The organism is Chryseobacterium sp. Leaf201 (genome assembly GCF_001421435.1).
In the GTDB taxonomy this organism is placed as follows: domain Bacteria; phylum Bacteroidota; class Bacteroidia; order Flavobacteriales; family Weeksellaceae; genus Chryseobacterium.
This window is the reverse complement of record NZ_LMKA01000075.1, coordinates 23,353-37,866: the sequence shown is the minus strand read 5'-3', so window position 1 is coordinate 37,866 and position 14,514 is coordinate 23,353. Positions and strand designations below refer to the sequence as shown.

The following is a 14,514-nucleotide window of genomic DNA, read 5'->3' as shown; positions in this document are numbered from 1 at the left end:
TTTGATTAAATCAAATATATTAAATTACTTCATCCAAAAGTGAATAAGATCACGCAGAAGTAAAATTTAATACTATTTTAATAGTTTGATAATTAATTTGTTAATAAACTTTAAGGATTGAGATTGCTTCTTTTTAACAAAGCAATTAAGCGTTTGAAATAGTGTTATCATAATATTCGTATTTTTATTATAACACAAATGTATCAGGGCACAGCGTCAAAACTTGACGTGTTTAAAGTTTATTTTAAAAATTTTCGGAAAAAAAAATAAGAAAACTGTAAACAATTTATTTACAGTACAGTATAAAGATTATAATTACAACAACTCCTTCGGAACATCCAATCCGTTTTTTTTCATATACTCTACCAGGCCGTGGTATTTATCTTCATACACATGATCACCGCCCGCACACTGATCCGAAATGCTGCAGATATCGGAAGGCCTAATCTCCAAGATTGCGGAGATTTTTGTTAGGATATCGAGGTTGATTTTTACCTTGGAATTTTCAATATCAGAATAGGCTTTCTGGGAAATACCCATTTCAAAAGCCATGTATTCCTGGGTAAGATCCTTACTCCTCCTGATTTTCCTGATATTCTGACCACAAATTTTCATCTCTTTCCTTTAGTAGTTTTCGGTATATTTTAGAAGTATACCTATTAGAGTTCCACAAAGTTAGTGAATACCTTTGTCAAAACATTACCACGCTACATGATATTTATTTTCAACAGGATTTCAGGCTGATTATGCACCTAAAAACTTCTGTTTCAGAGCAAATATCACTTCAGTGCAATACATTGGAATTATGGAGACGCAACAATTTAGTTATGACAACAGCATTGTCAGGGCATTCCTCTATGCGACAATCGCATTCGGTCTTGTAGGGTTCTTACTCGGACTTACGGCTGCCCTGATGCTTTTCTATCCGGAGCTTCCGGAATTTCTGTTCGGAACGGATGACACCACAATCAAAAGCCTTTCATCAGGAAACATTCAAGGGCTTATTAATACCCAGGGCGCATTGGGATTCGGAAGGATCAGGATGCTGCATACCAGTGCCGTTATTTTTGCGTTTGTCTGCAATTCCTTTTTCTGCGGAGCCTATTACAGCATGCAGCGGCTGCTGAAAACCAGGATGTACAGTGATACTCTATCATGGATCCATTTCTGGACCTGGCAGATCATGATCATCAGTGTTGTGATTACTTTCCTGATGGGAATCAATACCTCGAAAGAATACGCCGAGCACGAATGGCCGATTGATATTCTAATTACTGTTTCATGGGTGATCTTCGGGATCAATATGTTCGGGACCATTGCCAAAAGAAGGGTACGGCATTTATATGTAGCGATCTGGTTCTATATCGGAACCTGGATCGCTGTGGCCATGCTTCATATCTTTAATAATTTAGAGGTTCCTTTATCATTTACCACCTGGAAATCCTACTCCATTTATGCGGGGACAAAAGATGCTTTGGTACAGTGGTGGTACGGACACAATGCAGTAGCATTCGTACTGACCACACCGGTTCTTGGCATGATGTATTATTTCTTACCGAAAGCCGCCGACAGGCCCGTTTTTTCTTATAAATTATCCATTATTCACTTCTGGTCACTGATCTTCGTCTACCTGTGGGCTGGTCCGCACCACCTTCAGTATACTTCGCTTCCGGCATGGGCACAGGCAGTAGGCACAGGTTTCTCCATTATGCTGATTGCTCCGTCATGGGGAGGAATGCTGAACGGATTGTTGACCTTAAGAGGAGCCTGGGATAAAGTTCGGGAAAACCCGATCCTTAAGTTCTTTGTTGTAGCGGTTACCTGTTACGGAATGGCCACTTTTGAAGGGCCGCTGCTCGCCACCAAATCTTTAAATAAAATCGGGCATTACACCGACTGGGTAATCGGGCACGTACACATCGGAGCATTAGGCTGGAACGGATTTATGGCATTCGGTATTGTTTATTACCTGATTCCTGTGATGTGGAGAACACCGATCTGGTCTAAAAAACTGTCCAACTGGCATTTCTGGCTGGGAACGTTAGGGATTATTTTCTATGCGGTTCCGATGTATATCTCAGGATTCACCCAGGGATTGATGTGGAAGCAGTTCAACCCGGACGGAACCCTGGTTTGGAAAAACTGGCTGGATACGATTACGGCTATTATCCCTTACTATAAAATGAGATTTTTAGGCGGTTTATTTTATCTGTCTGGAGCCGTCTTAATGGTGGTGAATGTCATCAAAACCATCAAAGCCGGCTCTTTCCAGAAAGATGTTCCCGCAGAAGCACCTGCTCTAGCAAATATAGGAAACGGAAGAAAAGAAGGCGAAGGACTCCATCTCTGGCTGGAAAGAACGCCAAGACTTATGGCAATACTGGCCTTTATTACCATTGCCATCGGAGGCCTGGTAGAAATCATCCCGACTTTAACGTTAAAACAGAGTGTCCCGACCATTACCGCCGTAAAACCTTATTCTCCATTGGAACTGGAAGGCCGGGATTTATACATCAGGGAAGGCTGTAACGCCTGCCATTCACAGATGATCAGGCCGTTCCGTGACGAAATTGTAAGGTTTGAAGGGAAGAACGGACAGTATTCCAAAGCAGGAGAATTCATTTATGACCGGCCATTCCTTTGGGGATCAAAAAGGACGGGGCCGGATCTTCAGAGGGAAGGCGGAAGAAACCCGGATTCATGGCACTTCAAGCACATGTATAATCCAAGGATTACCTCTGCCGGATCTATTATGCCGCGTTTCCCATGGCTGATCACGAATAAACTGGATAAAAAGCAGATGATAGATAAAATGAAGCTCATGAAAAATTATTTTGATGTTCCGTATACAAAATCCCAGATTGATTCCGCCAACCAGTGGGCAGACCACCAGGCAGAAGGGATTGTAAAAAGAATTTATGCCGAAGCTACGGATGTGAAACAGCAGGTGGAGACCGATAAAGCAACAAAAGGCAGTGCATTCATACCGCTTGAGCAGAGAGAAATTATCGCCATGATTGCTTATCTGCAAAGACTGGGAACCGATATTAAGACCACACAGATCCAGACGGCAAGTGCAGAATAATTTAAATCCATTCACATGAAAACAAGAACTCCCGTTTCCGTATATATCCTTGTCACCATTGGTTTAACCATTATGGCGTTCGAAATGTTCGCGCCCGGTTCAGGATACTTTACTTCTCCTTTTTTCTGGGGAATGATGGCCATTGCCGTAATCCTGCTTCTTATTGTAAATTCTATCGGTGACCTGATTGAAAACCAGAATTTTACCCGGCTATGTGATGAAGAAAAAGCACGGTACCTCAAGGAAAAGAGCACACCGTATTTTCAGAAACTCTGGAACTCGGCTTTCAAGAAACAGCCGGCTACGGAAGAAAAAGACATCCTGATTGACCACGGTTTTGACGGGATTACGGAACTTGACAACTCCCTTCCGAAATGGTGGCTCGGACTGTTCTACTTCGGATTTATTTTCTGCGCGGTGTATATGGCGGCATTTGCATTCACCGATTATGCCCACCCCGAAGCTGAACTGAACGATGAAACCAAAGTCATGCTGGCTTCCATTGAAGCATTTGAAAAAACCGCGCCTCAGATCACACTGGAATCTGCAAAATACAATGCAGACTATGTATCCGAAGGCCAGGAACTTTTTAAAACCAATTGTGTAACCTGCCATGGAGAAGGGGCGAAAGGCGGAATCGGGCCGAACCTGACGGATACGCACTGGGTCAATATCAAGGAAAAAAGCTTATTCAAAAATGTCTTCTGGATGCTGGAAAACGGTTCACCGAATAATCCTGCCATGCGTCCCATGATCAAAGAAGGAACCATTACAGGAAGGGATGCAGAAAAAATAGCCGCATACATCTATCACATCAACCAGGAAACAAAACCTGTTACGCCTGCCGAAGGTGGTGCCGTTCCGCAGGGAAAGCCCGTGCAGTGGGAAAACACAAGCTATTAAATTATTATCTCAGCATATTTAAACCATGCTATACCCCCTTTTAAACAACTGAACTTATATTGAATTTTCATTTTTGCTAAAACCTTTTCAACATAGATAAAAATGATAAAAGGGGGTTTTTAACAACTCAAATCCGGTCTTTGGCTGTCTTCATCAACTCATTCACTACATAGTTATTCAACTAAATTCCATAACAGGCAGTCAAGGCAGGATTTTTGCACTCACAAAGGGTACCACAACAGATAATTAGTAAAATTAGTATTATTATATTTGTTCTAAACCCAATCACTCTTGAAACTGAAATTTAACAAAAGAAAATTCTTTAAGCGTTTTGCAATAACCATTGTATCCATTCTGGTTTTTCTTACGCTGCTTATCCTTAGTTTAAGACTTCCGGTCGTCCAGAATTTTGTCAAAGACAGGCTGGTGGTGTATCTGGAGAAAAAAATCAAAACAAAAGTAAGCCTGGAAAGGGTTTACATAGGATTCCCTAACAGCCTTGTTATGGAAGACCTGTATTTAAAAGGTCAGAATATCGATACGCTCTTAGCCGTTAAAAAGCTGGATGTAGGGCTGAACATGATGAAACTGATCAGCTCAACGGCAGACATCACCTCAGTAGACCTTGAAGGCGCGCGGGCAAATGTTGTAAGAAAACCTGACGGAACATTCAATTTTGATTATATCCTGGATGCTTTTGCAACGAGCGATAAAGAAGAAAGCCCTTCAAAACCTTTCATTATTTCCCTGGATAAAATCAAACTGAAAGACATTGGTATTACTTTTAATGATCAGCAGTCCAGAAATGACATTAATCTTTACTTCAAATCTTTTGATACAAGGGTAAAAACATTTGATCTTCAGAAAAACGCCTATGCAGTGGGTAACATCAATCTCGACGGGCTGAAATTAAAGCTGAAACAGGACCTGATAGAGGAAGTTTCAAAAAACGTAGAGAAAAAAGTAGATTCCCTGAATAACAAAAAGCCGATGCAGCTGGGTTTAAGAGGGATTAAACTCACCAACTTCAATATCGACTACGGAGATGACAATACCAAGACTTTTGCCAAAGTCCTGTTTAAAGAACTCAGCACGAAAGTAAACAAGCTTGATCTTGAAAACAATGCCTACAGTGTAGAAACTGTGGTTCTTTCAGGCGCTGATATCAATGCCAACCTTTATCTTCCGGCTCAGAATGCCAACCCTGAAGAAAGCAAACAACCTGAAGTTTCAAAAAATTCAGATCAGCAGAAAGCCTTGAGCTTATTGCTCGGAAAGCTGGTTTTAAATGACGTAAAAGTAGCGTACAACAATACAGCTATTGCTCCGACCCGTCAGGGAATGGATTTCAACCACCTGAATTTTTCTAAAATGAATATTGAGGTGAAAGGCTTTAAAATGCAGAACAACACATTTGCAGGAACAGTAAATTCAGCAGAGATCCAGGAAGCAAGAGGCCTGGATATCCAGAAATTCAATACTGATTTTGTGTATAATGAAAAGGAAGCTTATCTGAAAGACCTTTATCTTCAGACCCCGAAAACAGTTCTTCGTGATGAAGTGATCCTGAATTATAATTCTATTGAACAGCTCAGCTCAAACCTGGGTGCAGTAAGGATTTCAGCAGATATCAGAGATTCAAAAATAGGGTTTTCCGATATTTTGAACCTGGTTCCTACTTTACGCAATACGGCTCCTTTCAACAAATACCCTAATGCCATTCTTAATGTGAATGCCAATGTAAAAGGGAACGTTAATGACCTTCTGATCAACAATCTTAAGGTTTCCGGTTTAGACCAGTTGAGGGTGGCTGCCTCAGGAAGAATAAGGAATGCCATGAACCCGGATAACCTCTACTATGACCTGAAAATTGCAGAATTATCTTCATCCGCCAGAACGATCTTCAATCTGGTACCGAAGAATACCATCCCTTCCAATATTTCCCTTCCTTCCAACATGAGTATTAAAGGAGCGGCAAAAGGAACCACGAAAGTAGTGAATGCCAATCTGAACCTCTACTCTACTCTTGGCAACGCGGCTGTTATCGCCAAGCTGGATATGCGGAGAAAAAACCGCGAGCTGTATGATGTGAAAGCGAACCTTCAGGGACTTCAGATCGGAAAAATTATTCAGAATAAAGATATCGGAACCGTTTCGGCGCAGATTTATGCGAAAGGGGAAAGCTTTGATTTTAAAAATGCGAATGCCGACCTGAGAGGCCATGTAGCTTCTGCGGTTTATAAAGGATACCGGTACCAGAACATGAATTTAACCGGGAAAATAAGACGCGGCAACTATCATGTTATTCTGAACTCCAAAGATCCGAATGCCAATTTACAGTTAACGGCTTCCGGAATCTACAATGAAAAAAATCCTACCGTGAAAGTCAACGGTAATATAAATAAATTAGACCTTAACAGGCTCGGATTCTATAAAGACCCGATGATCCTCGCCGGAAAAATAGACGGTAATTTTACCAGCCTGGATCCTGATAACTTGAACGGATACCTTAACCTGAAAGACTTTGCTTTTTCAGATGCCAAAGAAGTATACCCGATACAAGAAGTCAACCTGAAAGCGTCTTCCACCAGTGATTCCACCAATATCATTTTCAATTCTCAGATTGCAGATGTGGAATTAAGGGGTAAATATAAGCTGACCCAGATTTTCGGAGCACTGTCACAGACGGTTAATCAGTACTACCAGTTCCAGAAGCCTGCAAAAAGCCAGACCATCCAGGCAGGGCAGTTTTTTACCTTTAATGCCAAAATTAAGAATGATGATCTGATCCGGAAATTCGTACCGGAACTGAAAAGCTTCGAGACCATTAATCTTACCGGAAATTATGATGCTGATTCGCAGAAAATAGAAATCGACGGGCAGATCCCGCGGTTGCTGTATGGCGAAAATTCGATTGAAAATGCTGCGATCCGTGTAACCAATGAAAACCAGGCTTTACAGTATAATCTGAATGTCGCAGCACTAAAAAGCTCAAGCTTCGCTTTAAATAAAGTGAATATCGGCGGGGATGTCGCGAATAATATTATTAATTACAACATTACGACCAAAGATGAAAAAGATGAAACGCAGTTCCTGATTGCCGGTAATGCAAAATCACTGAACGACATCACGGAAATTTCATTAAATCCTGATGGACTGAGATTGAACTATACAGACTGGACCGTGGGAGAAGGCAATAAAATACAGATCAGCAGCAACGGAATCCTGGCAGATAATTTCAGGCTCTCAAATGCCGGAAGTGAAATCCTTCTGCAGTCTGAAACGCAGTCGCCGAACGCACCTCTTAACGTTTCACTGAAAAATTTCAAGATAGAAACCATTACCGAGCTGATTAAGAAAGATACCGTTCTGGCAAGAGGTACCATCAACGGGACAGCACAGCTGCGTGACTTAACGAAAAAAATGACCTTTACGTCTGACCTGAATGTTTCAGACCTGATTGTCTACGGAAGCCCGGTTGGAAACCTTGCTGTAAAAGTAAACAATACACCGTCCAATCTTTTAAATGCGGATATTACCTTATCCGGAAACAACAATGACGTTAAGATTCTGGGCGATTACAATACTTCATCAAGCACTTTTGACCTGAATATGGCCATCAACCAGTTGCAGATGAAATCTGTACAGGGTTTCTCCATGAACGCCATTACCAATACGGAAGGCTATATTTCCGGAAACATGAAAATTACCGGCAGTACAACACAGCCTAATATTTTAGGTACATTGAAATTCAATGATGTAGGGCTGGAAATAGCCAAAACCGGAAGCGATTTCAGGAAACTGAATGACGATATTGATTTTACCAGCCGCGGAATTGAGTTTGATGATTTCAAAATCAATGATAAAGACGGAAATTCGATGGTAATTGACGGACAGGTACTGACACAGACGTACAGGGATTTTGCATTTAATCTTGATCTTAACGCCAAAGATTTCAAAGTGGTAAATTCTGAAAAATCCAATGATGCCATCATGTACGGAATCCTTGCGATTGATGCCGGATTGCGTATCAGAGGAAATCTTGATTTACCGAAAGTAGACGGAAGGCTTTCTGTTGCCGACAATACAGATTTTACATTTGTACTTCCCCAATCTTCTCCCACTCTGCAGGAAAGAGAAGGGATTGTGGAGTTTATCGATCAGGACCAGATTGCCCTGAACAAAACGGTAAAAGCAGATTCTTTAAACAGCCAGACCCAGATTAAAGGAATGGACGTAAGCGTAAATATTGAACTGAGCAAAGAAGCCAAGCTTTCTTTACTTATTGACAAAGCCAACGGCGATTTCGTAAAACTTCAGGGTGAAGCGGAACTGACAGGCGGAATTGACCCTTCAGGAAAAACTACACTGGTAGGCGTTTATGAAGTGGAATCAGGAAGTTATGAAATGACCGTAAGCGTACTGAAACGTAAATTCGATATTGAGAAAGGAAGCACCATTACCTGGACCGGGGAACCGACTACCGCCAACCTTGATATTACCGCGGTCTATAAAACTGAAACAGCGCCGCTTGATCTGGTGGAGCAGCAGATAAGCGGGGAAAGTTCAGCAATTCTCAATCAGTTTAAGCAGAGAATCCCTTTCAATACATTACTGAAGATGAACGGCGAACTGCTGAAACCGGTGATTACTTTTGATATTACCACGGATGAAAAAAACAATGCCGTTTCTTCCACCGTTACGGATATCGTAGACCAGAAACTGTCTCAGCTGAGAACCCAGGAGTCTGAAATGAACAAACAGGTATTTGCTTTATTGTTACTGAACAGGTTCATCGGGGAAAATCCGTTCCAGTCCGGAGCCGGGCTTTCCGGGGAGATGATGGCAAGGCAGAGTGTGAGTAAGATTCTCTCCCAGCAGCTGAATAACCTGGCTTCTGACCTGATTAAAGGGGTTGACCTTAATTTTGACCTTGAATCTTCTGAAGATTATTCTACAGGAACACAAAATACAAGAACCGATCTTAATGTAGATATCAGCAAAAGGCTGCTGAATGACCGACTTAAAGTTTCGGTGGGAAGTAATTTCGGCCTGGAAGGTGAATCCCGCCAGAATGAGAGCACAACCAATATTGCGGGCGACGTAACCGTAGATTACAGCCTTTCCAAAGATGAAAGGTATATGCTCCGTGCCTACCGTAAGAACGAATACCAGGTGGCACTTCAGGGCCAGATCGTAGAAACAGGTCTTGGGTTTATCATTACACTGGATTATGATAAGTTCCGTGATATCTTCCGGAAATCCAGAAATAAAAATCAGAAAGAATCTAAAAAGAACAAGCAAAACCAAGTTGTAGAATTTAAATAATGAGAAAAAATTATCAGACATATTTCAGATATATACTTACATTCGGAATGGCTTCGGTGACGCTTTCATGCAGCAACACGAAATACCTGCAGGAGGGACAGATGCTGTATACCGGGGCAAAAATCAACATTGAAAATGACACCATTTCCAAAAACGAAAAAAAAGATCTGCAGGCTGCCCTGGAAGCCAATCTTACCCCTAAGCCCAATTCATCTTTTTTAGGATTAAGACCGAAACTTTTCTTTTACAATATTGCCAAAGAACTGAAAAAAGAAAAAGGCTTCAATTACTGGCTCAAATATAAAATAGGTGAAAAGCCTGTTCTTTTAGGGGATGTAGACCGGGAGTTCAACCGTGAGATTATTGAAAATTATTCCGAGAACAAAGGGTATTTCAATGCAGCGGCTACGTATGATACCGTTTCAAAGAATAAGAAAGCCCAGGTTATTTATACGGTAAGGCCGGGCGCAAGATACCTGATCAGTGATGTAAAATTCCAGAAAGATTCTTCATTGGTAAACCAGGAAATCCAGAATATTACGGATAAAACCTTTCTGAAAAGAGGAAATCCTTTTGATCTTGATGTGATTAAATCTGAAAGGCAGCGGATTGACAACAGCTTAAAGGAAAAAGGGTTTTACTATTTCCATCCCGATAACATTATCGTTCAGGCTGACAGTACGGTGAGCAAAAATCATAAGGTTGAACTTAATGTAAAGTTAAAAGACAACACACCTGATCTTTCTACCCAGCAGTTCAGTATTGATAAGGTAGTGGTGTTCCCGAATTACAATATTCAGGATGTAAGACAGGGGAAATACAGCGTCCCGATGGATCCGGATTCGCTTCAGAAATATGCGCATAATGATATTTATGTAATTGATCCTCAACATAAATTTAAGCCGAAAATTTTCGACAGGGCACTGTACTTTAAAAGAGGAGACATTTACAACCGGACGAACCATAACCTTACGCTGAACCGGCTGATCAGTTTAGGTGTTTTTAAATTCGTGAAAAATGAATTTGTGGTTTCAGATTCCCTGCTGCACAAATTTGATGCTTATTACCTGCTGACACCGCGGGAGCTTCAGTCTCTCCGCCTGGAAGCTTTAGGAAGGACCAACTCCGCCAACTATGCCGGAAGTGAGCTGAACCTTAACTGGACCCACAGAAACTTTTTCAAAGGAGCGGAACAGTTTAAAGCTTCTGTATACGGCGCTTTTGATGTCCAGATCGGAGGGCCGGAAAATGCCAAAAATATCTTCAGGGCCGGAACCAATGTGCAGCTTTCCATTCCGAGAATTGTCGCGCCTTTCAAATTTAATTCTTCAAGTGCTTTTGTACCGAGAACCAATATTACCTTAGGCTATGAATTTCAGAACCGTACAGAATATTATACCCTGAATACATTCAGCGGTTCATTCGGGTATGTATGGAAAGAAAATGTACGTAAGGAACATGACCTTAAGATTCTTGATATTACCTATGTGTCTCCGGCCAATATCACACCGTTGTATGATTCCCTCTCCCAAAAAAGCGATGCGATGCGGAGGGTGGTTGAACGCCAGCTGATCTTCGGTCCTACCTATTCTTATACGTATACCAATACCATGCTGTCTAAACCTACGACCATGTATTATAAGGGAACTTTAGACCTTGCGGGAAATCTTACCGGACTGATTACCGGAGCCAACGTAAAAAAAGACAAAGAGAAAAGTATTTTCGGGGTTCCGTTCAGCCAGTATGCCAAAATAGAAAATGATGTGAGGCTGTATCATAAATTCAATGAGAAAACATCCCTGGCATCCCGTCTTATTGCCGGTGTGGCATATCCGTACGGAAATTCAGAGCACATTCCTTTTTCAAGACAGTTTTTTTCGGGAGGAAGCAACAGTGTAAGGGCTTTCAGGGCAAGAACACTGGGACCGGGAAGCTTTGATCCGCGGACGATCCAGGAAGGGTATTATTTTGACCAGTCGGGAGACATCAAACTGGAATTAAATGCTGAATACCGTGCCAATCTTTATAAGTTTCTAAATGTCGCTGTCTTTGCTGATGCCGGGAACGTATGGCTTGTGAATGAAGATATTGAAAGGCCGGGTGCGAAGTTTTCAAAGGAATTTTTGAGCGAAGTGGCCGTAGGAGCCGGTGTTGGTCTCAGGCTTGACTTCTCTATCCTGATTTTAAGGCTTGACCTGGCAATGCCTCTTCGGGTGCCTTATTATCAGAGAGGTGATCGATGGGCTTTTGATAAAATCAATTTCGGGGATTCCAACTGGAGGAGAGATAATCTTATTCTGAATATTGCAATCGGTTATCCTTTCTAAAAATCAATACATGGTAAAAAGAGCAAAATTTTTCTGGGAAACATTAAAGGAAACTTTTACACAATGGAATAAATCTTCGGCATCCAATGACTCGGCAAGCTTGGCCTACTATGCCATCTTCTCAATTCCCGGACTGCTGATCATCATCATCTGGATCGCCGGCTATTTCTTCGGTGAGGAAGCCATCAGTGGGGAAATCAGCAAGCAGATCAGAGGGGTTATGGGTGCAGAGGCATCAAAAAGTGTCGAATCTATGATTGCCGGCGCTTTAATTGATAAGGAGAATATTATCATGAAGGTGATTGGTATCGGTTCTCTGGTATTCGGTTCCACTACGCTTTTCTTCCAGCTTCAGCGTTCTTTAAACAGCCTTTGGGATGTACAGGCAGCGCCTAAGAAAGCACTGACTAAATTTTTAATGGACAGAGCCAATTCATTGGGAATGATCCTTATTTTAGGATTTTTACTGATGGTTACAATGATTCTCTCTAATGTTATCAGTTTTTTCAACAACTGGATCACCTCCTATTTTGGGTTTGAAACTTATCTTGTTATAGAACTGATTAATTATGCCATTGGCTTTGGAATCGTCATGCTCCTGTTTGCTTTAATGTTTAAAGTACTGCCGGATGTAGAGATTAAATGGAAACCTGTCTGGAGCGGTGCTTTCCTGACAGCCATTCTGTTTACCCTGGGGAAATTTTTGTTAGGGCTTTATTTCGGAACAGCACAGCCTACTTCTACTTTCGGGGCTGCCGGAACCGTGATTTTGATTATGATGTGGATTAATTATTCGTGTATGCTGGTGTTCTTCGGGGCAGAATATACGAAGGTTTACGCCCTGAGAAAAGGATATAGAATTATCCCTTCAAAATACGCCAAATGGAGTGAAGCCAAGATGTACGAAGACAGCCTGAAAACGGAAAATAATGAAATGGTAAAACAGGAAAATTCATAATTCTCAATACCTGATAAAAGATAAAAGCCTTCAGAATTTCTGAAGGCTTTTGTTTTACATTCTGTTTACGGTATTTATTCCTAAAAGATGCAGTGACTTTTTTATTGTTTTAGCAGTCAGGTCTGACAGGTTCAGCCTTGCCTGCTTTAAGTTTTCATCTTCAAGCTTCAGGATCGGATTGCTCTGATAAAAGAAATTATAAGACTTTACCAGGTCATATACATAATTGGCTACCAAAGCCGGACTTAAAGCTTCTGCAGCTTTTTCAACTACTGCCTTGAAGTTCGCAATATGCATAATCAGTTCTTTTTCAGACTGGCTTAGTTCAACCGCTGTAATTTCTTTCTGTTCAAAATTTCCCTTCGCCAACAGCGACTGGATTCGTGCATACGTATACTGGATAAAAGGTCCTGTATTTCCGTTAAAATCAATACTTTCTTCAGGGTTAAAAAGCATTTTCTTCTTGGGATCAACTTTGAGCATAAAATATTTTAAAGCTCCCATTCCTACATTTTCGTAGTTGTTATCTTTCTCCTCTTCTGTAAAGCTTTCTAGTTTTCCCAGTTCTTCAGATTTGGATTTTGCCATATCATACATTTCCTGCATCAGGTCATCGGCATCCACCACGGTACCTTCACGGGATTTCATTTTTCCGTTCGGCAATTCTACCATTCCGTAAGACAGATGGTACAAATGGTCTGCCCATTCATATCCAAGCTTTCCTAGAATTTTAAACAGGACCTGGAAATGATAATCCTGTTCATTGCCGACAGTATAAATCAGCTTTTTAATATCATTTTCTTTGAAACGTTGTACGGCAGTCCCTAAATCCTGAGTCATATACACAGAAGTTCCGTCTGAACGCAGCAATAATTTCTGATCCAGTCCTTCATCGGTAAGGTCACACCATACCGAACCGTCTTCTTTCTGGTATAATACTCCCTTGTCCAAGCCTTCCTGAATCAGGTCTTTTCCTAGAATATAGGTATTGCTTTCATACTGAACCTGATCGAAATTGACACCTAATCTTTTATAGGTTTCATTAAAACCATCGTAGACCCAGGCATTCATTTCATTCCACAGATTCCTTACTTTCTCATTACCATTCTCCCAATCCAGCAACATCTTTTGGGCTTCTTTAATCAGAGGAGCTTCTTTTTTTGCCTGTTCTTCAGCAATTCCCTGACTGATTAATTCAGCAATTTCCTTTTTATATTCCTGATCAAATTTTACGTAGTAATTTCCAACGAATTTATCGCCTTTCGTTCCTGTTACATCCGGCGTTTCTCCCTTTCCGAATTTCTCCCACGCGAGCATAGATTTACAGATATGAATCCCCCGGTCATTGATGATCTGTGTCTTAATCACATCATACCCGGCTTCCTTCAAAATCTGAGCTACAGAAAAACCTAATAAATTATTTCTGATATGTCCCAGGTGGAGTGGCTTATTGGTATTCGGTGAAGAATATTCAATCATCACCGTAGCATTTTTCTTTTCTATGGTATCAAACTGATCGGCTACAGATGTAAAATTATCTATAAAAAACTGATTCTTTACCTTAACATTCAAAAAGCCTTTTACCACATTGAAGCTTTCCAGCAATTCGGTCTGCTCAGTCAAAGCCTGCCCTAATTCCATTCCGATCGTCTCCGGATTCTTCTTCAGCTGCTTCACCAATGGGAAAGTTACAACGGTAAAATCCCCTTCAAATTCAGTTTTATTTTCCTGAACTTCCAAATGAATGCCTTTCAGCTGATAGACATTGATAATAACCTCCGAAAGTTTTTCCTCTATTATATTTTTAATATTCATTATCTGTTATTTTATAAGCGCGTAATGATCTTCTTGTTTAAAATTTTGAAATACAAATATACGGAAATAAAAAAACCGCCCGAAGGCGGTTTGATATA

7 protein-coding genes are annotated in these 14,514 nt (G+C 41.0%); 5 read left to right on the top strand and 2 right to left on the bottom strand.

Annotation, left to right across the window (positions count from 1 at the left end; all coding sequences use genetic code 11):
* Positions 1-315: 315 nt before the first annotated feature.
* Positions 316-615, bottom strand: a complete 300-nt coding sequence (locus tag ASE55_RS10960) for a helix-turn-helix domain-containing protein (RefSeq protein ID WP_056219216.1) — start codon at positions 613-615, stop codon at positions 316-318.
* Between the two features lie 190 nt (positions 616-805).
* On the opposite strand from ASE55_RS10960, the gene ccoN reads away from it, so the two are divergent.
* The 5 genes from ccoN (at position 806) to ASE55_RS10935 (ending at position 12,601) form a co-directional block, all read left to right on the top strand.
* Complete coding sequence (gene ccoN / locus ASE55_RS10955; RefSeq protein WP_056219213.1) at positions 806-3,085, top strand: cytochrome-c oxidase, cbb3-type subunit I; 2,280 nt, start codon at positions 806-808, stop codon at positions 3,083-3,085.
* Positions 3,086-3,100: 15 nt separating this feature from the next.
* A complete protein-coding gene (locus tag ASE55_RS10950) occupies positions 3,101-3,988 on the top strand; it encodes a cbb3-type cytochrome c oxidase N-terminal domain-containing protein (RefSeq protein ID WP_056219210.1) in 888 nt (295 codons plus the stop codon).
* Between the two features lie 291 nt (positions 3,989-4,279).
* The gene (locus ASE55_RS10945; protein WP_082474494.1) at positions 4,280-9,316 is read left to right on the top strand and encodes a translocation/assembly module TamB; all 5,037 of its coding nucleotides are present in this window, start codon (positions 4,280-4,282) and stop codon (positions 9,314-9,316) included.
* Positions 9,316-11,643: a BamA/TamA family outer membrane protein gene (locus tag ASE55_RS10940; RefSeq protein ID WP_056219207.1), complete on the top strand. Its 2,328-nt coding sequence runs from the start codon at positions 9,316-9,318 to the stop codon at positions 11,641-11,643. The genes ASE55_RS10945 and ASE55_RS10940 overlap by 1 nt, the downstream gene beginning before the upstream one ends.
* Positions 11,644-11,653: 10 nt before the next feature.
* Positions 11,654-12,601 (top strand): YihY/virulence factor BrkB family protein, encoded by a 948-nt coding sequence (locus tag ASE55_RS10935; RefSeq protein WP_056219205.1) that lies wholly within the window; start codon positions 11,654-11,656, stop codon positions 12,599-12,601.
* A 54-nt stretch (positions 12,602-12,655) separates the two neighbouring features.
* Here the strand turns inward: ASE55_RS10935 and argS are convergent, their stop codons facing one another.
* Complete coding sequence (argS, locus tag ASE55_RS10930) at positions 12,656-14,416, bottom strand: arginine--tRNA ligase (RefSeq protein ID WP_056219202.1); 1,761 nt, start codon at positions 14,414-14,416, stop codon at positions 12,656-12,658.
* Positions 14,417-14,514 lie beyond the last annotated feature (98 nt).

Bases quoted from the DNA above. Each gene is read 5' to 3' on its own strand.
- ASE55_RS10940 (WP_056219207.1), top strand. From the start codon at position 9,316: ATGAGAAAAAATTATCAGACATATTTCAGATATATACTTACATTCGGA.
- ASE55_RS10950 (WP_056219210.1), top strand. From the start codon at position 3,101: ATGAAAACAAGAACTCCCGTTTCCGTATATATCCTTGTCACCATTGGT.
- ASE55_RS10935 (WP_056219205.1), top strand. From the start codon at position 11,654: ATGGTAAAAAGAGCAAAATTTTTCTGGGAAACATTAAAGGAAACTTTT.
- argS (WP_056219202.1), bottom strand. From the start codon at position 14,416: ATGAATATTAAAAATATAATAGAGGAAAAACTTTCGGAGGTTATTATC.
- ccoN (WP_056219213.1), top strand. From the start codon at position 806: ATGGAGACGCAACAATTTAGTTATGACAACAGCATTGTCAGGGCATTC.
- ASE55_RS10960 (WP_056219216.1), bottom strand. From the start codon at position 615: ATGAAAATTTGTGGTCAGAATATCAGGAAAATCAGGAGGAGTAAGGAT.